We start from the raw sequence: 22,496 nt of genomic DNA on the forward strand, positions 1-22,496 counted from the left end.
TCAGCACGGCCACTCGTGCCCGGTCCGACCTCGGACCGGGCACGATGTGCGTGTGAGCGGTCTGTGGGAGGACTGGCTGCGGTTCGTCCTCGGCCTGGCGGTGCTCGCGCTGGTCACCGTCGGGGTGGCCGCGTGGGCGGGGGTCGGCCTCGGCTGGCTGCCGGTCCGGGCGCTGGTGCGTGCCGCCGTCCAGCTCACGGCGGTGGCGCTGCTGCTGGCGGGGGTCCTGGCGACGCCGTGGACGGTGGTGGCGTTCGTCGCCCTCATGCTGGCCACGGCGTCCTGGACGTCGGCCGGCCGACTGCGCTCGCTGCACCGGGGGCGCCGCACGGCGGTGGTCGGGGTGCTGGTGGGCGCGTCCGTGTCCGTCGGCACCGTCCTGCTGCTCGGCGAGACGCTGGGGCTGGTGCCCTCGGGCGTGCGCTACGTGGTGGCCGTGGCGGGCATCCTGGTCGGCAACGCCATGACCGCCGCGACGCTGTCGGGCCGCGGCTTCCTGCGCTCGGCGCGCGTGCGGGCCGGCGAGGTCGAGGGCTGGCTGGCCCTGGGGGCGACCCCGTCCCAGGCGCACGCGGCGATCGGCCGGGAGGCGGCGCGGGAGTCGCTGCTGCCGACCCTCGACCAGACGCGCGCCACCGGCCTGGTGACCCTTCCGGGGGCGTTCGTCGGGGCGCTGTTCGGCGGGGCGAGCCCGGCCGACGCGGCACGGTTCCAGCTCGTCGTCCTGGCGGGCATCGCGCTCACCGGGGTGGTGACGGCCGTGGTGGTGACCCGGCTGGCGGGGCGGAGCCAGTTCGTGGCCGTGGAGGAGTGAGCGGTCGCGCGGGTCGTGTGCCTGGACGGGCCGCCTGGGGCCGATCGGGGCACACGACCTGCGTCAGCCGGCGACGATCTGTGCCCGGCAGCTCTCGGAGGCCTCGATGAGGCGGTCGAGGGCGTCGCGGGTGCGCAGCAGCTCGGCGATGTGCGCGTCGAGCCGGTCGCGCTCGCCGCGCAGGGTCGCGAGGGCGGCGTCCGAGGTCTCCGGTCCGGGGCTCTCGACGCACGGCATGACCTCGGCGACCGTGCGGCTGGAGAGCCCGGCGGCGTAGAGGCGCTGGATGAAGGCGACGCGCTCGACGTCGTGCTCGGTGTACTGGCGCTGACCGCCGCTGCTGCGCTCGGAGCTGAGGAGCCCCTGCTCCTCGTAGTACCGCACGGAGCGGGCGCTCACCCCGCCGCGTCGTGCCAGCTCGCCGATGCGCACGTGTGACCTCGCAGACGTTCGGTGTCCAGGACTTGACCCTGACGTCAGTGTCAGGTTCTAACGTCGACAGCATGACACAGCTCCACGACTCCTACGACCTCGCCGGCCTGACCCTGCCCAACCGCGTGGTGATGGCACCGATGACGCGCGTCCGCTCGAACCCCGAGGGGCTCGCGACGGCGTCGACCGCGACCTACTACGCGCAGCGCGCCTCGGCCGGCCTCATCGTCTCCGAGGGCGTCCACCCGCACGTCGAGGGCCAGTCGAACCCGCTCACGCCGGGCCTGGCGACCGACGAGCAGGCGGCGTCCTGGGTGCAGGTGACCGACGCCGTGCACAACCACGGCGGCCGGATCTTCGCCCAGCTCATGCACGGCGGCCGGGTCGGCCACCCCGACAACACCGGCGGCCTCCAGCCCGTCGGGCCCTCCGCCGTCGCCGCGCCCGGCCGCGGCTTCACCCCGAAGGGCCCGCAGGACTTCCCGACCCCGCGCGCGCTGAGCGGCGACGAGGTCGTCGAGCACGCCGCGTCCTACGGCGAGGCCGCCGCCCGCGGCATCGGTGCCGGCTTCGACGGCGTCGAGCTGCACGGCGCGAACGGCTACCTCATCGCGCAGTTCCTCTCCAGCAACGCCAACCTGCGCACCGACTCCTACGGCGGCTCGATCGAGAACCGCGTCCGGTTCGCCGTCGAGGCCACCGCCGGCGCCGTGGAGAAGGTCGGCGGGCACCGGGTCGGCATCCGGCTCTCGCCCGACTCCGGCATCTGGGGCGTCGAGGAGACCGAGTCCCGCGAGCTCTACCTCGCCCTCCTCGAGCAGCTGAGCCCCCTCGGGCTCGCCTACGTGCACCTCGAGGCCACGACGGACGACGACACGCTGCTCGCCCTGCGCAAGGCGTGGGACGGCACGCTGATCATGAACCCGGCCCGCCCCGGTGGCCCGACCCCCGCCGGCCCCGAGGACGCCCGGCGGTGGCTCGACAACGGCGCGGACCTCATCTCCTTCGGCCGCGCGTTCATCGCCAACCCGGACCTCGTCGAGCGCCTGCGCGACGGCCTGCCCCTGGCCGAGGCCGACCCCGCGACCTTCTACGCGGGCGGGGACCGCGGGTACATCGACTACCCGACCTACCGGGCCTGAGGAGCACTCTCAGGGGCTCCTGTCCAGTGGTGCGGACCGGTCGTCCAGCCCGCCGCGGCGGCGAGGCGATCAGCGTTTGCACAGGTGGGAGCCCCTGAGCAGCATCGAGGGGTGAGCGAGCGATCCGCCGCGGGCCGGCGGTCCCGCCTCCGTGCCTCCGTGCCTGGGCCCCGGCCGTCGGCGCGCTGCTGGCCGCAGGGGTGGTCGGCGGCGTCCTGGGCGGGGCGATCGTCCACGTGACGACGGGTTCGTCGCGGGCGACGTCGGTCTCGCGGGCCGTCTCCGACCTGGTCTGCGACGCGACCAGCGTCGCGGACACCGTGCTGCCGTCGGTGGTCACCATCTCCGCGGAGGGCGCCGACGGGTCGGCCGGCACCGGGACCGGCGAGATCTTCGCCGAGGGCGGGTACGTGCTCACCAACCAGCACGTCATCGCCGACGCCGGTGACGGTGGGCGCATCGTCCTCGTCTACACGGACGGGACGCGCACCACCGCGACCCTCGTCGGGGAGGACGTGGCGACCGACCTCGCCGTCCTGCGCGCCGACGACGGGGCCGAGGGGCGTCCCGTCATCGCGCTGGGCTCCTCCGCCGACCTCGAGGTCGGCCGCCCGGTCGTCGCCCTCGGCGCCCCGATGGGCCTGTCCAGCACCGTCACCACCGGCGTGGTGAGCGCGCTGGGGCGCTACGTCCCGGTGCCGAACGGCTCGGTGGTGCATCACCTCGTCGACGCCATCCAGACGGACGCCGCGGTGAACCCGGGCAACAGCGGCGGCCCCCTCGTCGACTGCGACGGCGCCCTCATCGGCGTCAACGCGGCGATCGCCACGGTGCCCAACGCCGACGGCGTGAGCGGCGGCGGCAGCGTCGGCCTCGGGTTCGCGATCCCGGTCGGCGTGGCCGAGCCCGTGGCCGAGCAGCTCATGACCACCGGCAGCGCGAACCACCCCGTCGTCGGCCTGGCCGCCCATGCGGTCACCGCCGCGGACGGCTCGCCCGCGGGGCTGCTGGTCAGCCGCGTCGCCTCCGGCGGGCCGGCGGACGCGGCCGGGCTGCGCGTCGGCGACGTCATCACGGCGGTGGACGGCGCGGTCGCCACCACCGCCGACCAGCTCGTCGTCGCCACCCTCACGCGGTCCGCCGGCGACGTCCTCCCCCTCACCGTCGAGCGCGACGGGGCGAGCCAGGACGTCGACCTCGTGCTCGCGCGGTAGGCGCTGGCTCGTCCGCGGCCGTCTAGGGTCGGCCCGTGGAACGTGTCCGGCAGGTAGGCGCCGTCGCCCTCGCCGGGTTCGCCGCGGTGAAGGGCACCGCCTGGCGCCCGCGCGCCTCCCTGCGACTCACAGGGGCCGGGGTGGAGGGCGACCGCCGCTGGTGCTTCGTGGACGTCGAGGCCCGGCAGGTGCTGCGCACGGTCTCGCACCCCGGGTTGCTGGAGCTCGAGGTGCGCGACGAGGACGCCGGCCTGCCCGTCGTCCACGTGCCCACCGGTGAGCGGGCCGAGGGCGGGCCCGTGCCCACCGGGGAGACGCTGACCTGCGACTACTGGGGGCGCGCGGTGCCCCTGGCCCTCCACGACGGCGCGCAGGCGGCGCTGGCCTCCCTGGTCCTGGGCCGCGACGTGGTGCTGGCGCAGGCGCCCCCGTCGGCGATCGTCTACGCGGGCGGGGTGAGCCTGGTGAGCACGGCGTCGTGCCGGGCCGTGGGCGTCGACCCCGTGAGTGTCCGCGCCTCGCTCGTCCTCGACCTCGGCGACGAGCCCTTCACCGAGGCCGCGCTCGTCGGACGGGAGGTGAGGCTGGGCTCGGGGGCCGTCGTGCGGCCCACCGCCGAGACCACCCGCTGCGCGGTGCTGGGCGCCGACGCCCTGCGGCGGCTCACGGCGCTGCGGGGGGCGCTCCTGCTGGGGGTCGACGGGGACGTGCTGGCACCCGGGGAGGTCCGTCCGGGAGACCCCGTGACGGTGGACGGAGGTCCTTGATCCCCGACCCGCGCGCTGCGTTGGATGGAGGCATGGCCTCCCGCAACCCCGTCGCCCGGCTCCTGCGCACCCGGTGGGCGGTGCGGGCGCCGATCCCGCTGTTCCAGCACGGGCTCGGGTTCCTCCTCGGCCCGCGGATGCTGCTGCTCGAGCACGTCGGCCGCACGTCGGGCGAGCCGCGCTACGCCGTCCTCGAGGTCGTGGAGCGCGAGGACGACGACCACCTGCTCGTCGCCTCCGGACTGGGTCGGCGGTCCCAGTGGTTCCGCAACCTGGCCGCCACGCCGGCCTGCCACGTCTCGACCGGCAGGCGGCGTCGCGTGCCCGCCGAGGCGGCCGAGCTGCCGCCCACCGAGCGGGACGCCGCGCTGGCCGGCTACGCAGTCCGCAACCCCCGTGCCTGGCACGCGTTGGAGAAGGGCATGCAGCAGCTGGCCGACGAGCGCGGTGAGGCGCTCGACATCCCGCTCGTGCGGCTGAGCCTGCGGGTGTAGGTGTGGGTGTGCCGCGGCCGGCTGTGGCCTGCGGCCTGCGGCCTGCGGCCTGCGGCCAGCTGTGGCCGGCTGTGGCTGGTGGCCGGCTGTGGGCGGCGGCCGGCTGTGGACGTTCGGTCCTCGTCGTCACGAGGACCGAACGCGGCGGCTGGGGTGAGGGCAGCTGCCTGACCAGGGCGGATGCGACGTGGCAGGCGGGTGGGGTGGGGTTCGGTCCTCATGGAGGACGTTCGGCGTCACAGGCAGCCCGTCGGCGGCCCCGGCTCGCCCGGTGGGCGCCGGCGGCCGGCTGTGGGCGTTAGGTCCTCGTCGCCACGAGGACCGAACGCAGGAGCCGCCCCGGGGCCAGCCGCCTGACCAGGGCAGATGCGACGCGGCAGGCGGGTGGGGTGGGGTTCGGTCCTCACGGAGCACGCTCGGCGTCACCGACAGCCCGTTGGCAGCCCCGGCTCGCCCGGTGGGCGCCGGCGGCCGGCTCTGGGCGTTAGGTCCTCGTCGCCACGAGGACCGAACGCAGCAGCCGCCCTGAGGACAGCCGCCTGACCAGGGCAAACGCGGAGCGACAGGCGGCTGCGGGGCGTTGGGTCCTCGTCGCCGCGAGGACCGAACGGGGCAGCGGCAGCCGCAGCCGCAGCCCCAGTCGCAGCCCCAGCCGCAGCCCCAGCCGCAGCCTCAGCCCAGCGCAGCGGACACGACGGCCCGGGCCTCCTCCTGCACCTGCGCGAGGTGCTCGGCGCCCTTGAAGGACTCGGCGTAGATCTTGTAGACGTCCTCGGTGCCGGACGGGCGCGCGGCGAACCAGGCGTTCTCGGTGGTCACCTTCAGGCCACCGATGGCGGCGCCGTTGCCGGGGGCCTCGGTGAGCTTCGCGGTGATCTCCTCGCCGGCCAGCGTGGTGGCGGTGACCGCCGAGGGCGAGAGCGCCTTGAGGGCGGCCTTCTCCTCGCGGGTCGCGGGGGCGTCGACGCGGGCGTAGGCGGGGTCGCCGAACCGCTCGACCAGCTCGGCGTACCGCTGCGAGGGGGTCTTGCCGGTGCGGGCCAGGATCTCCGAGCCGAGCAGGCAGAGCAGGATGCCGTCCTTGTCGGTGGTCCACGCGGAGCCGTCGTGGCGCAGGAACGAGGCGCCCGCGGACTCCTCGCCGCCGAACCCGAACGAGCCGTCGATGAGGCCCGGCACGAACCACTTGAACCCGACGGGCACCTCGACCAGCGGCTTGCCGACGGACGCGGCGACCCGGTCGATCATCGAGGAGGACACGAGCGTCTTGCCGATGGCGGCGGTGGCGGGCCAATCGGGGCGGGCGCCGCCGAAGAGATGCTCGATCGCGACGGCGAGGAAGTGGTTGGGGTTCATCAGCCCGGCGTCGGGGGTGACGATGCCGTGCCGGTCGGCGTCCGCGTCGTTGCCGGTGGCGATGTCGTAGGCGTCCCGCTGGGCGACGAGGGAGGCCATCGCGGACGGCGAGGAGCAGTCCATCCGGATCTTGCCGTCCCAGTCCAGCGTCATGAACCGCCAGGTCGGGTCGACGAGCGGGTTGACGACGGTGAGGTCGAGCCCGTGCCGCTCCGCGATGGCGCCCCAGTAGTCGACGGACGCGCCGCCGAGCGGGTCCGCACCGATCCGCACGCCGGCGGCCTTGATCGCCGCGAGGTCGACCACGTGCGGGAGGTCGTCGACGTAGGTGCCGAGGAAGTCGTAGGGCTTGGCCTCGGCGCGCGCCCGGCTGAACGGGATCCGCTCGACGCCGCCCATGCCGGCGCGGATCAGCTGGTTGGCGCGGTCGGCGATCCACGAGGTGGCGTCGGTGTCGGCCGGGCCGCCGTGGGGCGGGTTGTACTTGAAGCCGCCGTCGCGGGGCGGGTTGTGCGAGGGGGTCACGACGATGCCGTCGGCCAGCCCCGGGCCCGAGGTGCGGCCGCCGTTGGCGCGGATGATCGCGTGGCTGACGGCGGGGGTCGGGGTGTAGCGGTCCGCCGCGTCCACCAGGACGGTGACGTCGTTGGCGACGAGCACCTCCAGCGCGCTGGCCCACGCCGGCTCGGAGAGCCCGTGGGTGTCGCGGCCGAGGAACAGCGGCCCGTCGAAGCCCTGCGCGGTGCGGTAGTCGACGATCGCCTGGGTGGTGGCCAGGATGTGGGTCTCGGTGAACGCCGTCGTCAGGGACGAGCCGCGGTGGCCGCTGGTGCCGAACGCGACCTGCTGGTCGACGTCCTCGGCGTCCGGGACCAGCGTGTAGTACGCGGTGACGAGGTGGGCCACGTCGATCAGGTCGGCGTGCTCGGCGGGCTGTCCGGCGCGAGGGTGACTCATGAGGCGCATCATGCCGCGCCGCGGGCACCCGTGGGGTGGTCCGCCCGGGTGGGATCAGGGCGTGGTGGTGAGCCCGGCGAGGAACCGCTCGCCCAGCGCCTCGTCGCCCTCCAGGACGACGGCCGCCGCGACGTCCTGCGGGCGGCAGCGACCCCCGGCGAGCCGCACGAAGGTCTCCCGGTCGGTCCGGACCACGAGGGTCGGCGCGTCCGGCACCGGCGCCGGCCGCGCCCGCCCGTCGGGGCCCACGAGGGCGGCGCGCGGCTCCTCGCCGGCGAGCGCCAGCACCACCGAGTCACCGGCCTCGGCGCGGGCACGCTTCACCAGGACGTAGCCGAGAGACTCGGCCAGGAACGCCACGGCGTGGTCGGCCGCGGCCGTGTCGAGCCCGCCGGGTCGGCCGGTCGCGCGGCGCAGGTCCTGCTCGTGCATCCACAGGTCGAAGGGACGGTTGCGCAGCAGCGTCCGCACGGACCACCCCAGGTCGCCGAACGGGGACGGCGCGGGGGCGTCGGGGTCCAGGGGCGGCTCGGCGCGCAGGGACGCGCGACGCAGCGAGGTCACGGTCCGGATCTCCGCCAGCAGGGCCGCCGGGGTCGCCGAGCGCCGGTTGGCCACGCCGATCTCCGTCCAGGCGCCCAGCGGGTTGCGCACGTGCGGCTCCCGGCCGACGTCCGCCGTCTCCTGCTCACCGGTGGCGATCACGGCCTCGGCGTGGGCGACGTGCGAGGCGATCGCGCGGACGTCCCAGCCGGGGAGGTCCGTGGGCAGGTCCCACTCCGCCTCGTCGAGGTCGGCGAGGACATCGAGCACCCCGCCGACCGCCGTCCACCACACGTCCAGCAGGGGGCGCAGCTCGGCGGGCGCCTCGCGCCGTGCGGTCGTCATCCGGCGAGGCTAGCGAGGCCGCGCCTCCCGCGACAGGGGGTCCGGACGGGGGTGCCCGACGCTCAGACGAACCGGACGGCCAGCACCGCGAGGTCGTCGGCCTGCTCGGTGCCGACCAGCTCGCCGACCACGCCGTCCACGAACGCGCCGACCGGCTGCCGCCCGTGCCGGGCCGCGCTGTCGGCCAGCCGCGCGAGACCGTCGGCCAGCGACTCGCCGCGCCGCTCCACGAGGCCGTCGGTGTAGAGGAGCAGCGTGGAGCCGCGCGGCACCGTCACCCGGTGGTCGGTGCGCTCGGCGTCCGGGTCGACGCCCAGCAGGACGTCGGGGTCGCTGTCGCCGAGGAAGCGCACCTTCCCCTCGGGGCAGACGAGCACCGGCGGCGGGTGCCCGGCGTTCGTCCACAGGAGCGTGCGCTCGCTCGTTCCGTCCCGCGGCTCGATGCGCAGGTAGGTGAGCGTGGCCATCGCCTCGACGCCGAGGTCGTCCAACGCCCGGTCGAGCTTCGCCACGAGCGCGGACGGTGCCTCGTCGATCGCCCAGGCCAGCGCGCGCAGCGTGGCCCGCACCTGGCCCATCGTGGCGGCGGCGGCGAGGTCGTGGCCGACGACGTCGCCGATCATCAGGGAGGTGACCCCGCCGGACATCTCCACCGCGTCGTACCAGTCGCCGCCCACCTGGTCGCGCGCGGCGGCCGGCCGGTACCGGGCCGCCATGAGCAGGTCGTCGCTCTCGGGCAGGTGCGGCTGGAGGGCGCTCTGGAGCACGAGCAGCGCGTCCGACTGCTCCTGCACCAGCAGGGCCCGGCCCAGCGCCTGGGCGGTGTAGCGGCCCAGCGCCTCGAGCGTGGCGAGGTCGTCGCGCCCCAGGTCGCGCCGCTCGGGCCAGATGACTGCCATCCCGCCGAAGGCACGGCCGCGATGGGTGAGCGGGACGAACGCGCGCGCCTGCCCGACCTGGCGGCTGAGGTCGAGCCGGTCGTAGACGGCGTTCTGGGCGTCGGTGTCGGGGAACCACAGGACGCGGTTCTCCAGCAGGGCGCGGCCGATGGGGTTCCGCTCGTCCGCGCTGAGCTCGCCGTTGAGCCGGGCGGACTCCCACTGCTCGCCCAGGTGCGGGACGTAGCGGAGCGTGCCGGGGCTGCCCTCGGAGCCGGGCAGGTCGGCGGCGCGGCGCACCGCGTCGTCCTCGGCGATCCACAGGCCGGCGACGAGGGCGCCGAGGTGCTCGCGGGCCACCGCGTCGACGGCCGCCGCGACGTCCACCACCGTGCGGGTGGCGGTGAGGGACTCGGCGAGCGCGAGCAGCAGGCCGCTGCGCTGGCTGAGGTAGCGGTCGCGCGCGGCGCCCGCCGAGGCCGCCCGGCGCTGCTGGCGCTGCACGATCTCGGTGGTGACGGCCGCGGCGATGTCCTCGAGCGCGGCCAGCTCCTCGCCGTCCCAGGCGCGGGGCTGGTCGTCGATGGCGCACAGCGAGCCGATGACGCGGCCCTGCTGGTCGCGGATGGGGAAGCCGGCGTAGGCGATGACGCCGAGGTCGGGGATGGCCAGGTTCGTCCGCAGCCGCTCCTCCACCCGCGCGTCCGGGGTCACCAGGGGAGCCTCGTCGGCGACGACGTACTGGCAGAACGAGTGCGACAGGGGCGTCTGTCGCAGCTCCATCAGCTTCTCGTCCAGGCCCTGCGCGCCGACGAAGAGCTGGCGGTGGTCCTCGACGAGGCTGACGAGCGCGACGGGCACGTCGATCGCCCGGCGCACCATGCGGGCGTACCGGTCGAAGGACTCGTCGACACCGATCTCCTCGGCGTCGGCTGCGGTCTCCGCCGCGGTCCTGCTCGACATCGTGTCTGCCTCTCGACTCGCGCGCAGCGTAACTGCGTGGACGGCAGCGGCTGGTGTCTTCCACGGACATTTGACCCAGTGGACGGTGAAACCGGCCAGCCGTGGTCGAAAACCTCACGCGACCTGCACGAACGCCCACCCCCCGGGGTGAGGGGGCTGCGTCCGTCGACGCGAGATGCAGGGGTGCGTGGACGCCGGCGCGAGACTGTCCCCATGAGCTCGACGCAGAACCCCGGCACCCGTCCCCGCGTCCGCGCCCCCGAGCTGGTGGGCCGCGGCTGGCTCAACACCGGCGGCGAGACGATCCGCGTCGCGGACCTGCGCGGCCGCTTCGTCCTCCTCGACTTCTGGACGTTCTGCTGCATCAACTGCCTGCACGTCCTGGACGAGCTGCGCGAGACCGAGGAGCGGTTCGCCGAGGAGCTGGTGGTCGTCGGGGTCCACTCGCCGAAGTTCGTGCACGAGGCGGACCCGGACGCGCTCGCGGCCGCCGTCGAGCGCTACGGCGTCGCCCACCCGGTCCTCGACGACCCCGACCTGGTCACCTGGCAGGCCTACACCGCCCGCGCCTGGCCGACGCTCGTGCTCATCGATCCCGAGGGCTACGTCGTGGCCCAGTACGCGGGCGAGGGCCACGCCCACGCCATCGCGGCCCTGCTCGCCGAGCTCGTGCCGCTCCACCGGGAGAGAGGGACGCTCCAGCCGGGCGACTCCCCGTACGTCCCGCCCGTGGTCGAGCCGAGCGACCTGCGCTTCCCCGCCAAGGCCGTGCCGATCTCCCGGGACACCGCGGCCGGGCGTGTCGAGGGCGTCCTCGTCGCCGACGCCGGCCACGACGAGGTCGTGCTGCTGGCCGCCGGCGGGGACGACGGCACGGTGCTGCGGCGCTTCGGCGGCTTCCGCGAGCCCAACGGCCTCTGCCTGCTGCCCGAGGAGGTGGCGGCCGAGGTCGGCTACGACGTGGTCGTCGCCGACACGGCGGCGCACCGGCTCGTCGGGCTGTCGCCGGCCACGGGGGAGACCCGGACGCTGGCCGGCGACGGCACGCAGTGGATGCAGGGCGACGGCACCGAGCGGCTCTCCTCGCCGTGGGACGTCGCGTGGTGGGGCGACCGCGTCTGGGTCGCCATGGCCGGCGTCCACCAGCTCTGGACCTTCGACCCGCGCACGGGCGAGGTGGCGGTCGCGGCCGGCACCACCAACGAGGGCCTCCTGGACGGCGCGCCCGCCGAGGCCTGGTTCGCCCAGACCTCGGGGCTGGCCGCGGACGGTGACCGGCTCTGGCTGGCCGACTCCGAGACGTCCTCGCTGCGGGTGCTGGAGCGGGCCACGGAGCGGGCCACGGGGGAGGCCGGCGGCGGGCTCGTCGTCCGCACGATCGTCGGCTCGGGCCTCTTCGACTTCGGGTTCCGCGACGGCCCCGCCGACCAGGCGCTGCTCCAGCACCCGCTGGGCGTGACGGTGCTGCCCGACGGCTCGGTGGCGGTCTGCGACACCTACAACGGCGCCGTGCGCCGCTACGACCCGGCCACCGGCGAGGTCGGCACGCTCGCCTCCGGGCTCGCGGAGCCCTCGGGCGCGTTCGTGGACGGGGAGCACCTGGTGGTGGTGGAGTCCACCGCGCACCGGCTGGTCCGGCTGCGGCTGGACGCCGACGTCGTCGCCACCGACGGCTTCTCCCACTCCACCCAGCGGCCGGTCACCGAGGTGGCCGCGGGGCTGCGGCTCGTCGTCTCCTTCACCCCTCCGCCGGGGCAGAAGGTGGACGACCGGTTCGGTCCGCCGTCCCAGCTGATGGTGGAGTCCACCCCGCCCGGCCTGATCCGGTCCGGCGGCGGACGCGGCACCGACCTCGTCCGGACGATCGAGCTCGACCCGCACGCGGGCGAGGGCGTGCTGCACGTGGCGGCCCGCGCGGCCTCCTGCGACGCGCACGGCGGCGAGGGCGCGGCCTGCCGGATGCACCAGCAGGACTGGGGCGTGCCGGTGCGCGTCGTCGACGGCGCCCCCGACGTCCTCACGCTCCCGCTGGGCGGGGCCGAGTAGCGGCGCCGGGGTGACATCGGGCGGTGTCTCGCATCCGAGACACCAAGGCCCGGGAACCCTCTGGCGAGGGGGACGCGACAGGAGTGGACTGCCGTCATGACCACCAGCAACCCCCGCCTCCCGATCCACGCCCCGCAGGGCACGGACCTCGTCGCCCGCTCGTGGCAGACCGAGGCGCCGCTGCGGATGCTGATGAACAACCTCGACCCCGAGAACGCGGAGCGCCCGGAGGACCTGGTGGTCTACGGCGGCACCGGCCGGGCGGCCCGCTCCTGGCAGGCCTACGACGCGATCCTCGCCGAGCTCAAGGACCTGGCGGACGACGAGACGCTGCTGGTGCAGTCCGGCAAGCCCGTCGGCGTGATGCGCACCCACGAGTGGGCCCCGCGCGTCCTCATCGCCAACTCCAACCTGGTGGGGGACTGGGCGAACTGGGAGGAGTTCCGCCGCCTGGAGGACCTGGGCCTCACCATGTACGGCCAGATGACGGCCGGCTCGTGGATCTACATCGGCACGCAGGGCATCCTCCAGGGCACGTTCGAGACGTTCGCGGCCGTCGCCGACAAGAAGTTCGGGGGGACGCTGGCCGGCACCATCACCGTCACCGCCGGCCTCGGCGGGATGGGCGGCGCGCAGCCGCTCGCCGTCACCATGAACGGCGGCGTCGCGATCTGCCTCGAGGTCGACCAGGCGCGCCTCACCCGGCGCCTCGAGCACCGCTTCCTCGACGTCCAGGCGCGCGACCTCGAGCACGCCCTCGAGCTCGCGACGGCCGCCCGGGACGAGCGTCGGGCCCTCTCCATCGGCGTCCTCGGCAACGCCGCCGAGCTCCTGCCGCGGCTCGTCGAGATCGGTGCCCCGATCGACGTCGTCACCGACCAGACCTCCGCCCACGACCCGCTCTTCTACCTCCCCGCCGGGGTGCCGTTCGAGGAGTGGCAGACCCGCCGCGAGGCCGACCCCGAGGGCTTCACCAAGGAGGCGCAGGCCTCCATGGCCGTCCACGTGCGGGCCATGGTGGACCTCATGGACGCCGGTGCCGAGGTGTTCGACTACGGCAACTCGATCCGCGACGAGGCCCGCAAGGGCGGCTTCGACCGGGCCTTCGACTTCCCCGGCTTCGTCCCGGCCTACATCCGCCCGCTGTTCTGCGAGGGCAAGGGCCCGTTCCGCTGGGCCGCGCTGTCGGGCGACCCGGCCGACATCGCCGCCACCGACAAGGCCATCCTCGAGCTCTTCCCCGACAACGAGCGGCTGCGCACCTGGATCACCATGGCCGGCGAGCGGGTGCACTTCCAGGGCCTGCCCGCCCGCATCTGCTGGCTCGGCTACGGCGAGCGCCACAGGGCCGGGCTGAAGTTCAACGAGATGGTCGCCTCCGGCGAGCTCAAGGCACCGATCGTGATCGGCCGCGACCACCTCGACTGCGGGTCGGTCGCCTCGCCCTACCGCGAGACCGAGGGGATGCTGGACGGCTCCGACGCCATCGCCGACTGGGCGCTGCTCAACGCCCTGGTCAACACCGCCTCCGGCGCCACCTGGGTCTCCTTCCACCACGGCGGCGGCGTCGGCATCGGCCGCTCGCTGCACGCCGGCCAGGTGGTCGTCGCCGACGGCACCGCGCTGGCCGCGGAGAAGATCGAGCGCGTCCTCACCAACGACCCCGGGATGGGCGTCATCCGGCACGTGGACGCCGGGTACGACCGCGCCGAGGAGGTCGCGCTCGAGCGCGGCGTGAAGGTGCCGATGCCGTTCGTCTCGCGGGAGTCCTGAGGCGGGTGCTGTGTCGGGTGAGGGTGCTGGCTGACGTGTGGGAGGGCGACGCGGCGTGACCGACGACTTCGAGGCGATGTGGGCGGACCTGGCGCCGCTGGGCCGCTCGGCCTCGACCGGGGGCTACTTCCGGCAGCCCTGGCACGCGGCGGAGCGCGAGGCCCGCGCCTGGTTCGCGGAGCAGGCGGCCGCCCGCGGGCTGCGCCTGGTGACCGACGCCGTCGGCAACCAGGTGGCCTGGTGGGACGTCCCGGGCGGCTCCTCCGGCCGGCCGGGCGACGCCGTGCTGACCGGCAGCCACCTGGACTCGGTGCTCGACGGCGGTGCCTTCGACGGCCCGCTGGGCGTCGTCTCGGCGCTGGCGGCGGTCGACCGGCTGCGCGAGCGGGGCGTCGCCCCGACGCGTCCTCTCGGCGTGAGCGTGTTCGTGGAGGAGGAGGGCTCGCGCTTCGGCCTCGCCTGCCTCGGGTCTCGCCTGGCCACCGGGGAGGTGGCGCTCGAGGACGCCCTCGCGCGCCGCGACCGCGACGGCACGAGCCTCGAGGACGCCCTGGCGGCCGCTGACCTGGGCGGCGGAAGTCGGGATGGTCAGGCTGTCCCGGGCCTGCTCGACCTCTCCGGCGTCGGCTGCTTCGTGGAGCTGCACGTGGAGCAGGGGCGCCACCTCGTCGACACCGACGCGGCCGTGGGGCTGGCGAGCCGGATCTGGCCGCACGGGCGGTACCGCTTCGACGTCACGGGCCGCGCCGACCATGCCGGTGCGACCCGGATGGAGGACCGGCACGACCCCCTCCTCACCTTCTCGATGACGGCGCTGGCGGCCAACAAGCAGGCCCGGCTCGCCGGGCAGCGGGCCACCTTCGGTCGGCTGGACGTGGCCCCGAACGCCACCAACGCGATCCCCTCGCGCGTCACCGGCTGGCTGGACGCGCGGGCCGACTCCGACGAGGCCCTCGCCGCCCTCGTCGAGGCGATCACCGCGCAGGCCGCCGCCCGCGCCGAGCGCGACGGCACCGCGCTGAGCGTGACCCCGGAGTCCGTCTCGCAGGCCGTCGCCTTCGACGCCGACCTCACCGCCCGGCTGGGCCGGGTGGGCGCGAGGACGGGCACGGGCGCCGGGTCCGGGGGCTGGCCCGTCCTGCCGTCGCTTGCCGGGCACGACGCGGGCATCCTGGCCGCGGCCGGGGTGCCCACGGCGATGATGTTCGTCCGCAACCCCACCGGCGTCTCCCACGCGCCCGACGAGCGCGCCGAGACCGCCGACTGCCTCACCGGGGTCGAGGCGCTGGCCGACGTCCTGGCGGAGCTGGTCTCGTGATCCCGGCCGGTGGCTCCGCGCCCGAGAGCGTGCGGGTGCGGCGCGCGTGGCTGGAGCGGGCGTGGATCGGTGCGGGCGCGCAAGCCCGGGTCGCGGACGACGTCCTGGTGGAGGTGGCCGACGGCCGGTTCACCCGGGTCGAGGCGGGGTGGCGTCCGGGGCAGGCCCCGGAGTCGGCCCCGGCGCCCTCCGCGCCGCGCGTCCCCGGCCTCACCGTGCCGGGCCTGGCGAACGCCCACAGCCACGCGTTCCACCGCGCCCTGCGCGGGCGCACCCAGGCGGGCCGCGGCACGTTCTGGACGTGGCGCGAGCAGATGTACGCCCTGGCGGCGACGCTCGACCCCGACTCCTACCGGCGGCTGGCGACCGCCGTCTTCCGCGAGATGGTGGCGACCGGCGTCACGACCGTCGGGGAGTTCCACTACCTGCACCACCGCCCCGACGGGGGGCGCTACGACGACCCGAACGCCATGGGCCACGCGCTGGTCGAGGCCGCCGCGGAGGCCGGGCTGCGGATCACGCTGCTCGACACGCTCTACCTCTCCTCGGGCTTCGGTCGCGCGCCGGAGGGGGCGCAGGTCCGCTACAGCGACGGGGACGCGGACGCCTGGCTGGCGCGGGTCTCGGACGTGCGTCCGGCCGACCACCTCGTCGTCGGGCGCGCCTACCACTCGGTGCGGGCGGTGCCCCGCGGCCAGCTCCGCGCGCACGACCCGGCCGACGGCCCGCTGCACGTCCACCTCTCCGAGCAGGTGGCGGAGAACGAGGCGTGCCTGGCGGCCACCGGGCTCACGCCCACCGGGCTGCTCGCCGAGGCGGGCGCGCTCGGGCCGGCCACCTCCCTCGTCCACGCCACCCACCTCACGGACGCTGACGTGGCGCTGCTCGGGTCGAGCGGCAGCTGGGCCTGCTTCTGCCCCACCACCGAGCGCGACCTGGGCGACGGCATCGGGCCCGGGCGGGCCCTGCACGAGGCCGGCGCGCGGCTGAGCCTGGGCTCCGACAGCCACGCCGTGGTCGACCTGTTCGAGGAGATGCGCGCGCTGGAGCTGGACGAGCGGCTGGCCACGCGGTCCCGCGGGCACTGGTCGGCGGCCGAGCTGCTCGCCGCGGGCACCGCCCACGCGAGCCTCGGGTTCGCGGACGCCGGCCGGATCGAGGTGGGCGCGCGGGCGGATCTCGTCACGCTCGACACCACGAGCGTGCGCACCGCCGGCACCGGCGCCGACGAGGCCACCGCGGTCTTCGCGGCGGGCGGGGCCGACGTGGTGCTCGTCGTCGTGGACGGCCGGGTGGTGCACGAGCGCGGGCAGGAGGCGGAGGTCGGACGGCAGCTGGCGGCCGCGATCTCGGAGACGTGGGCAGGGGCGGGGGCATGAGCACGACGACGCTGCTGACGGGGATCTCGGAGCTGATCACGGGGCGCACGGACGCCGCGGGCCGCCCGACCGAGGAGACGGTGCTGCGCGACGCGGCGCTGGTGCTGGCGGGGCCGACGGTCGCCTGGGTGGGCCCCGCCGCCGACGCCCCGGCCGCCGACCAGCTGCTGGACCTGGGCGGCCGGGCGGTGCTGCCCGGCTTCGTCGACAGCCACTCGCACCTGGTGTTCGCCGGCGACCGCGGGGCCGAGTTCGCGGCCCGGATGGCGGGCGAGCCCTACGCGGCGGGCGGCATCCGGACCACGGTCGCGGCCACCCGCGCGGCCACCGACGAGCAGCTCACCGCGCACGTGGCGCGACTGGTCGCCGAGATGCGCGCCCAGGGCACGACGACGGTGGAGATCAAGTCCGGCTACGGGCTGTCGGTGCACGACGAGGCGCGCTCGCTGGCGGTCGCGTCGCAGTTCACCGACGAGACGACGTTCCTGGGCGCGCACGTCGTGCCCGCGGAGCACGCCGACGACCCGGACGGGTACGTCGCGCTCGTCACCGGCGCGATGCTCGCCGCCGCCGCGCCCCACGCGCGCTGGATCGACGCCTTCTGCGAGACCGGGGCCTTCGACGCCGACCAGGCCCGCACCGTCCTCGCCGCGGGCGCCGCCGCCGGGCTGCGCGGACGCCTGCACGCGAACCAGCTGGGCCACGGCCCGGGCGTCGCGCTGGCCTGCGAGCTCGGCCTCGTGGCCGTCGACCACTGCACCTACCTCAGCGACGACGACGTGCACGCCCTGCGGGAGTCCGGCACCGTCGCCACCCTCCTGCCGGGGGTCGAGTTCTCGACCCGGCAGCCCTACCCCGACGCCCGTCGCCTGCTGGACGCCGGCGTGCGGGTCGCTCTCGCCTCGGACTGCAACCCCGGCTCCTGCTTCACCAGCTCGCTGCCGTTCTGCGTCGCGCTCGCCGTCCGGGAGATGGGGATGACGCCGCTCGAGGCCGTGCTCGCCGCGACCGTCGGCGGCGCCGCGGCGCTGGGTCGGGACGGTGACTCCGGCGAGCGTGCCGTCGGGCGGATCGTCGTCGGTGGGCCGGCCGACCTCGTCGTCCTCGAGGCCCCGAGCCACGTGCACCTCGCCTACCGCCCCGGCGTGCCCCTCGTCCGCTCCACCTGGGTCGCCGGCCGGCCGGTGTGACGCCCGGCAGCGATAGTCCCTGACCAACGGACCGTGAAGGGGCCCGAGATCGGGTCCGTTCGTCAGGGACTATCCCCCCTCAGCCACCCCCCTCAGCCACCCAGGGCGAGGGAAGCGGCGATGGTGAGCATGGTGACGCCGATGACGGTGTCGAGGACGCGCCAGGCGACCGGGCGGGCGAAGAGCCGCCCCGCGAACCGGGCGCCGTAGCCGAGGGCGACGAACCACAGGGTCGAGCCGAGGGCGGCGCCGAGCGCGAACCACCAGCGTCCGGGGTGGCCGTGGCTGCTGGCCAGCGAGCCGAGCAGGAGCACGGTGTCGAGGTAGACGTGCGGGTTGAGCCAGGTCAGGGCCACGGCCTGGAGGACGACGGCGGAGAGCGCCGGGGCGGCGCCGCCGTCCGCGCGCAGGGACTCCCCGCCGGCGACCGCCCGGCGGAACGACAGCACCGCGTAGGCCACGAGGAACGCGACGCCGAGCCAGCGGATCAGCGTCACCAGCCACCCCGCGGCCGCCACGAGCGCCCCCACGCCGGCGACCCCGGCGGTGATGAGCAGGTAGTCGGAGACGGTGCACACGAGCACCACCGCGCCCACGTGCTCGCGACGCAGCCCCTGGCGGAGGACGAACGCGTTCTGGGAGCCGATGGCGACGATGAGCGAGAGGCCGGAGAGCAGGCCGGCGACGAGGGCGAGGAGGTCCACGAGGACGACTCTGAGGCCGGTGGGCGATGAAGGCCAGCGAAAGAATCTTGAGGTGCCTTAGCGTGGCTTCATGAGCACGTTCCCGTCGGCGCAGCTGGAGGCGCTCGTCGCCGTGGTGGACGAGGGCACCTTCGAGGCCGCGGCCAGGACGCTGCACGTGACCCCGTCGGCGCTCAGCCAGCGGGTCCGGGCGCTGGAGTCGAGCGTCGGCCAGGTGCTGGTCCGCCGGGCCAGCCCGTGCACGGCCACCGAGGCGGGCAGCGTCCTCGTGCGCCTGGGGCGCGCCCAGGCGCTGCTGCACGCCGAGGCGGCCGGCGTCCTGGACCCCGGGGGAGCGGGCCGCACCCGGCTCGCCGTGGCGGTCAACGCCGACACCCTCGCCACCTGGTTCCACGCCGTCCTCGCCGACGTCGCCGGGTGGCAGGACGTCGAGCTGCGGCTGTCCGTGGAGGACCAGGCGTTCTCCGCCGACCTGCTGCGCTCGGGCCGCGCCCTCGCGGCGGTGACCAGCGACCCGGTGGCGGTCCAGGGGTGCTCGACCGAGCGGCTGGGCGCGATGCGGTACCTGCCCGTCGTCCACCCGGACCTGCTCGCCCGCTGCACGGACCCGGACGGGCGGCTCGACGTCTCCCGCCTCCCGCTCGTGCGGTTCAACGACAAGGACGCGCTCCAGGAGGACCTCCTGGCGCGCCTCGGGCTCGGCCCGGCGCCCGCCGTGCACGAGGTGCCGACCTCGACCGACTACGTGGCCGCGCTCCGGGTCGGGCTGGGCTGGGGCGTGCTGCCCGAGCCGCAGGCCGACGACCCCGCGCTGGGCACCGACGTCCTCGTGCCCCTGCCGCACCCCGACGCCGGGACGCTGGACGTCGACCTGCACTGGCAGCGCTGGCGGCTGGACTCCCCGCTGCTGGACCGGCTCACGGCGTCCGTCCGGGCCGCCGCCCGGGTGCTGCGCCCCTGACCCGTGCGCCCCTGGGCGGTGTGAGAGGCCCCGGAACGCCGACGACCCGCCCGGGCGGGGGTGCGCCGGGCGGGTCGTGACGGAGCGTCGGCCCCGGGGACAGCGGGGCCGCGTGCTCAGCGGGGGGTGCGGGGGAGGTGCGTCAGAACGCGGCCTCGTCGAGGTCCATCAGGTCGAGGTCGACCGTCTGGGCCTTCTTCAGCTCGGCGCGGATGCTCGGGAGCACCTCGTGGGCGAAGAACTTCGCCGAGGCGATCTTGCCCTCGTAGAAGGCCTTGTCCTTGGCGCCGGCGTCGCCGCCGAGGGCGTTCAGCGCGACCTCGGCGCCACGCAGCAGGAGCCACGCGGTGACGACGTCGCCGAGCGCCATGAGCAGGCGGGAGGTGTTGAGGCCGACCTTGTAGAGGTTGCGGACCTCGCCCTGCGCGGACATCAGGTCGTTGATCATGAGCCCGACCATCGCGTTGGCGTCCTCGAGGGCCCGACCGAGGAGCTCGCGCTCCTCCTTGAGGCGACCGTTGCCGGCCTCGGAGGCGAGGAAGGCCTTGATCTCCTCGGCCACGTGGCCCAGCGCCTTGCCCTGGTCCTTGACGATCTTGCGGAAGAAGAAGTCCTGGCCCTGGATCGCGGTGGTGCCCTCGTAGAGGGTGTCGATCTTGGCGTCCCGGACGTACTGCTCGATCGGGTACTCCTGCAGGAAGCCGGAGCCGCCGAAGGTCTGGAGCGACTCGGTGCCCAGCAGCACCCACGAGCGCTCGGAGCCGTAGCCCTTGACGATCGGGAGGAGCAGGTCGTTGACGGCCTCTGCCAGGTGGTCCTGCTCGCCGGCGTGCTGGGCGAGCATCACGCGGTCCTGCCAGGAGGCGGCGTAGAGGACGAGCGAGCGCATGCCCTCGGCGAACGACTTCTGGGTCATGAGGGAGCGGCGGACGTCCGGGTGGTGCGTGATGGTGACGCGCGGGGCGGTCTTGTCGCCGGACTGGGTGAGGTCCGCACCCTGCACGCGGGACTTCGCGTACTCGAGCGCGTTGAGGTAGCCGGTCGAGAGCGTGGCGATGGCCTTGGTGCCGACCATCATCCGGGCGTTCTCGATGACCTGGAACATCTGGGCGATGCCGTTGTGCACCTCGCCGAGCAGCCAGCCCTGGGCCGGCGACTTCTCGCCGAAGGTGAGCTCGCAGGTGTTGGACACCTTGATGCCCATCTTGTGCTCGACGTTGGTGACGTAGACCCCGTTGCGCTCGCCGGTGAGCTCGCCGGTGGCGTGGTCGAAGTGGTACTTCGGCACGAGGAAGAGGGAGAGGCCCTTGGTGCCGGGGCCGCCGGCGCCCTCGACGCCCACGGGGCGGGCGAGGACGAGGTGCATGATGTTGTCCTGCAGGTCGGACTCGGCCGAGGTGATGAACCGCTTCACGCCCTCGATGTGCCAGGAGCCGTCGGCCTGCTGGGTGGCCTTGGTGCGGCCGGCGCCCACGTCCGAGCCGGCGTCGGGCTCGGTGAGCACCATCGTGGCGCCCCAGCCCTTCTCGACCATGATCTGGGCGATGCGCTTGTCGCGCTCGTTGCCGTTGCGCTCGACCACCGAGGCGAACGAGGGGCCGGCGGCGTACATCCACACCGGCGCGTTGGCGCCGAGCACCATCTCCGCGATGGCCCAGTTCAGGGTGGACGGCGCGGGCTGACCGCCCAGCGACTCCGGGATCTGCAGGCGCCAGAACTCCGACTCCATCCAGGCGTCGTAGCTGGCCTTGAAGGAGGCGGGCACCGGGGCGGTGCTGGTCTCGGGGTCGAAGACCGGCGGGTTGCGGTCGGAGTCGACGTAGGAGGCGGCGAGGTCCTCGCGCGCGATGCGGTCGACCTCGGCGAGCACCTCGCGGGCCGTGTCGGCGTCGACCTCGGCGAACGGGCCGGTGCCGAGCACCTCGTCCCGCTTGAGCAGCTCGAAGAGGTTGAACTCGATGTCGCGCAGGTTGCTCTGGTAGTGGCTCATGGCCCACCTTCCGGTTCGTGCGGGGTTCGTGCTTCGGGTCGCGTGCCGAGGAGGGGCGCATCAGGGGGATGGCCCGCCCGTCCGGCGGGGGTCGCCACGCGCGCCAGCACGCGGCCCGGCGGTCTACTGGCCGGTAACTTTGGATGGTACGCGTCAGTAACTTGGGCCACAAGGCCCTTCCGCGAAGACCCAGGTGAGGGGGTCGCCAGGACGCTCCGGGCCGCCGTCACCCAGTAAGTCGACTGAGTCGATCGACTCGTCTGAGACACTGGACCCATGCGCGTCTCAGCCAAGTCCGACTACGCGCTCCGCGCGCTGGTCGAGATGGCCTCGCACAGCAGTGAGCGCGCCGTGAGCGCCGACGAGCTGGGACGCCTCCAGGAGATCCCCCGCGGCTTCCTCCAGGCCATCCTCGCCGACCTCCGCCGCGCCGGCATCGTGCTCTCCCAGCGCGGCCAGTCCGGCGGGTGGCGGATGGCCCGCGCCGCCTCCGACGTCACCGTCGCCGACGTCATCCGCGCCGTCGACGGACCCCTCGTCAGCGTGTACGGGCTGCGCCCCGAGGCTGTCGAGTACAACGCCACCGCCGAGGTCCTCCAGCACGTCTGGATCGCCGCCCGACGCTCCCTGCGGGACGTCTTCGAGCAGGTCACCATCCAGCAGCTCGCCGACCAGGACCTCCCCGCCGTCGTCACCGACGCCACCGCCGACCAGGACGCGTGGCAGCCGCACTAGCTCTGATGGCGCCCTCCGGGCGCATGTTCTCGGGCTCGTACCCCCTGCTCTTCGCTCCTCGGCTCGGCACGAGCGTTCGCAGGCTCACGGCTCGCACCTCGCCTCGTTCGCTGCGTTGGATGGCCGCCTCCGGCGGCGTGTCCGCGCGCGTATGACCCCTGCCCTTCGCTCGGAGCACTCGGCACCGACGCTCGCAGGCTCGCGGTCGGCACCTCGTCATCCTCGCTGCAGCGCAGGGGCGCGCGCGGACGTCCCGGGGCGGTTGGGTGGGGCCGCGGGCTGCTCAGCTGGTGGGCGGTGTGTGAGCAACGGTTCTCTCGCCCGAAGGGTTGCTGGGGCACCGCCGGTGGCTGCTGCGTGGGTGGGCGGTGCGCCAGCAACCTATTGGCTGCCGCAGCAGGTTGCTCAGCCACCGCCCCTCGGCGTCCTGCTGGGGGAGCGGTGTCGCAGCAACCGATGAGTGCGTCGCTCGGGTTGGTGGCACACCGCTCGTCA

The 22,496-nt window shown here is 74.8% G+C and carries 18 protein-coding genes; 12 read left to right on the forward strand and 6 right to left on the reverse strand.

The window, feature by feature from the left end; genetic code table 11:
- Window positions 1–52: 52 nt before the first annotated feature.
- Window positions 53–814 carry an ABC transporter permease gene (locus E8D37_RS09700; protein ID WP_240770318.1) on the forward strand — a complete coding sequence of 254 codons (762 nt, stop codon included), beginning with the start codon at window positions 53–55 and terminating at the stop codon, window positions 812–814.
- A gap of 63 nt (window positions 815–877) precedes the next feature.
- On the opposite strand, the gene E8D37_RS09705 is transcribed toward E8D37_RS09700, so the two are convergent.
- A complete protein-coding gene (locus E8D37_RS09705) occupies window positions 878–1,246 on the reverse strand; it encodes a MerR family transcriptional regulator (protein ID WP_136569525.1) in 369 nt (122 codons plus the stop codon).
- Between the two features lie 71 nt (window positions 1,247–1,317).
- On the opposite strand from E8D37_RS09705, the gene E8D37_RS09710 reads away from it, so the two are divergent.
- The 4 genes from E8D37_RS09710 (at window position 1,318) to E8D37_RS09725 (ending at window position 4,863) form a co-directional block, all read left to right on the forward strand.
- Window positions 1,318–2,388 (forward strand): alkene reductase, encoded by a 1,071-nt coding sequence (locus tag E8D37_RS09710; RefSeq protein WP_136569526.1) that lies wholly within the window; start codon window positions 1,318–1,320, stop codon window positions 2,386–2,388.
- A gap of 236 nt (window positions 2,389–2,624) precedes the next feature.
- Window positions 2,625–3,602 (forward strand): trypsin-like peptidase domain-containing protein, encoded by a 978-nt coding sequence (locus E8D37_RS09715; protein WP_206055663.1) that lies wholly within the window; start codon window positions 2,625–2,627, stop codon window positions 3,600–3,602.
- A gap of 35 nt (window positions 3,603–3,637) precedes the next feature.
- The gene (locus tag E8D37_RS09720) at window positions 3,638–4,369 is read left to right on the forward strand and encodes an MOSC domain-containing protein (protein ID WP_136569528.1); all 732 of its coding nucleotides are present in this window, start codon (window positions 3,638–3,640) and stop codon (window positions 4,367–4,369) included.
- A 32-nt stretch (window positions 4,370–4,401) separates the two neighbouring features.
- Window positions 4,402–4,863, forward strand: a complete 462-nt coding sequence (locus E8D37_RS09725; RefSeq protein ID WP_136569529.1) for a nitroreductase family deazaflavin-dependent oxidoreductase — start codon at window positions 4,402–4,404, stop codon at window positions 4,861–4,863.
- A 672-nt stretch (window positions 4,864–5,535) separates the two neighbouring features.
- On the opposite strand, the gene pgm is transcribed toward E8D37_RS09725, so the two are convergent.
- The 3 genes from pgm to E8D37_RS09740 all read right to left on the reverse strand — a co-directional run bounded on the left by pgm (window position 5,536) and on the right by E8D37_RS09740 (window position 9,905).
- A complete protein-coding gene (gene pgm, locus E8D37_RS09730) occupies window positions 5,536–7,176 on the reverse strand; it encodes a phosphoglucomutase (alpha-D-glucose-1,6-bisphosphate-dependent) (RefSeq protein ID WP_136569530.1) in 1,641 nt (546 codons plus the stop codon).
- A 54-nt stretch (window positions 7,177–7,230) separates the two neighbouring features.
- Window positions 7,231–8,064: a maleylpyruvate isomerase family mycothiol-dependent enzyme gene (locus E8D37_RS09735; RefSeq protein ID WP_136569531.1), complete on the reverse strand. Its 834-nt coding sequence runs from the start codon at window positions 8,062–8,064 to the stop codon at window positions 7,231–7,233.
- Window positions 8,065–8,126: 62 nt separating this feature from the next.
- Window positions 8,127–9,905 carry a SpoIIE family protein phosphatase gene (locus tag E8D37_RS09740; protein ID WP_136569532.1) on the reverse strand — a complete coding sequence of 593 codons (1,779 nt, stop codon included), beginning with the start codon at window positions 9,903–9,905 and terminating at the stop codon, window positions 8,127–8,129.
- Between the two features lie 213 nt (window positions 9,906–10,118).
- Between E8D37_RS09740 and E8D37_RS09745 the strand changes: the two genes are divergently transcribed.
- From E8D37_RS09745 to hutI, 5 genes are all read left to right on the forward strand, one after another.
- Window positions 10,119–11,951, forward strand: a complete 1,833-nt coding sequence (locus tag E8D37_RS09745) for an NHL domain-containing thioredoxin family protein (protein ID WP_136569533.1) — start codon at window positions 10,119–10,121, stop codon at window positions 11,949–11,951.
- Between the two features lie 96 nt (window positions 11,952–12,047).
- Entirely contained in the window at window positions 12,048–13,724 is a 1,677-nt protein-coding gene (gene hutU / locus E8D37_RS09750) for a urocanate hydratase (protein WP_136569534.1), read from the forward strand.
- A gap of 55 nt (window positions 13,725–13,779) precedes the next feature.
- Window positions 13,780–15,042, forward strand: coding sequence for an allantoate amidohydrolase (locus E8D37_RS09755; RefSeq protein ID WP_240770319.1), 1,263 nt, complete (start codon window positions 13,780–13,782; stop codon window positions 15,040–15,042).
- Complete coding sequence (locus tag E8D37_RS09760; RefSeq protein ID WP_240770320.1) at window positions 15,039–16,421, forward strand: formimidoylglutamate deiminase; 1,383 nt, start codon at window positions 15,039–15,041, stop codon at window positions 16,419–16,421. Before E8D37_RS09755 ends, E8D37_RS09760 begins: the two co-directional genes overlap by 4 nt.
- Window positions 16,418–17,611, forward strand: coding sequence for an imidazolonepropionase (hutI, locus tag E8D37_RS09765; protein WP_136569535.1), 1,194 nt, complete (start codon window positions 16,418–16,420; stop codon window positions 17,609–17,611). Before E8D37_RS09760 ends, hutI begins: the two co-directional genes overlap by 4 nt.
- Before the next feature lie 92 nt (window positions 17,612–17,703).
- On the opposite strand, the gene E8D37_RS09770 is transcribed toward hutI, so the two are convergent.
- Complete coding sequence (locus tag E8D37_RS09770) at window positions 17,704–18,315, reverse strand: LysE/ArgO family amino acid transporter (protein ID WP_136569536.1); 612 nt, start codon at window positions 18,313–18,315, stop codon at window positions 17,704–17,706.
- Window positions 18,316–18,385: 70 nt separating this feature from the next.
- Between E8D37_RS09770 and E8D37_RS09775 the strand changes: the two genes are divergently transcribed.
- Complete coding sequence (locus E8D37_RS09775; RefSeq protein WP_136569537.1) at window positions 18,386–19,276, forward strand: LysR family transcriptional regulator ArgP; 891 nt, start codon at window positions 18,386–18,388, stop codon at window positions 19,274–19,276.
- 142 nt (window positions 19,277–19,418) lie between these two features.
- On the opposite strand, the gene E8D37_RS09780 is transcribed toward E8D37_RS09775, so the two are convergent.
- Window positions 19,419–21,266: an acyl-CoA dehydrogenase gene (locus tag E8D37_RS09780; RefSeq protein WP_136569538.1), complete on the reverse strand. Its 1,848-nt coding sequence runs from the start codon at window positions 21,264–21,266 to the stop codon at window positions 19,419–19,421.
- Between the two features lie 276 nt (window positions 21,267–21,542).
- Between E8D37_RS09780 and E8D37_RS09785 the strand changes: the two genes are divergently transcribed.
- A complete protein-coding gene (locus E8D37_RS09785) occupies window positions 21,543–22,001 on the forward strand; it encodes an Rrf2 family transcriptional regulator (protein ID WP_136569539.1) in 459 nt (152 codons plus the stop codon).
- The last annotated feature ends 495 nt before the right edge of the window (window positions 22,002–22,496 follow it).

Source organism: Nocardioides sp. GY 10127 (assembly GCF_004919085.1).
In the GTDB taxonomy this organism is placed as follows: domain Bacteria; phylum Actinomycetota; class Actinomycetes; order Propionibacteriales; family Nocardioidaceae; genus Nocardioides.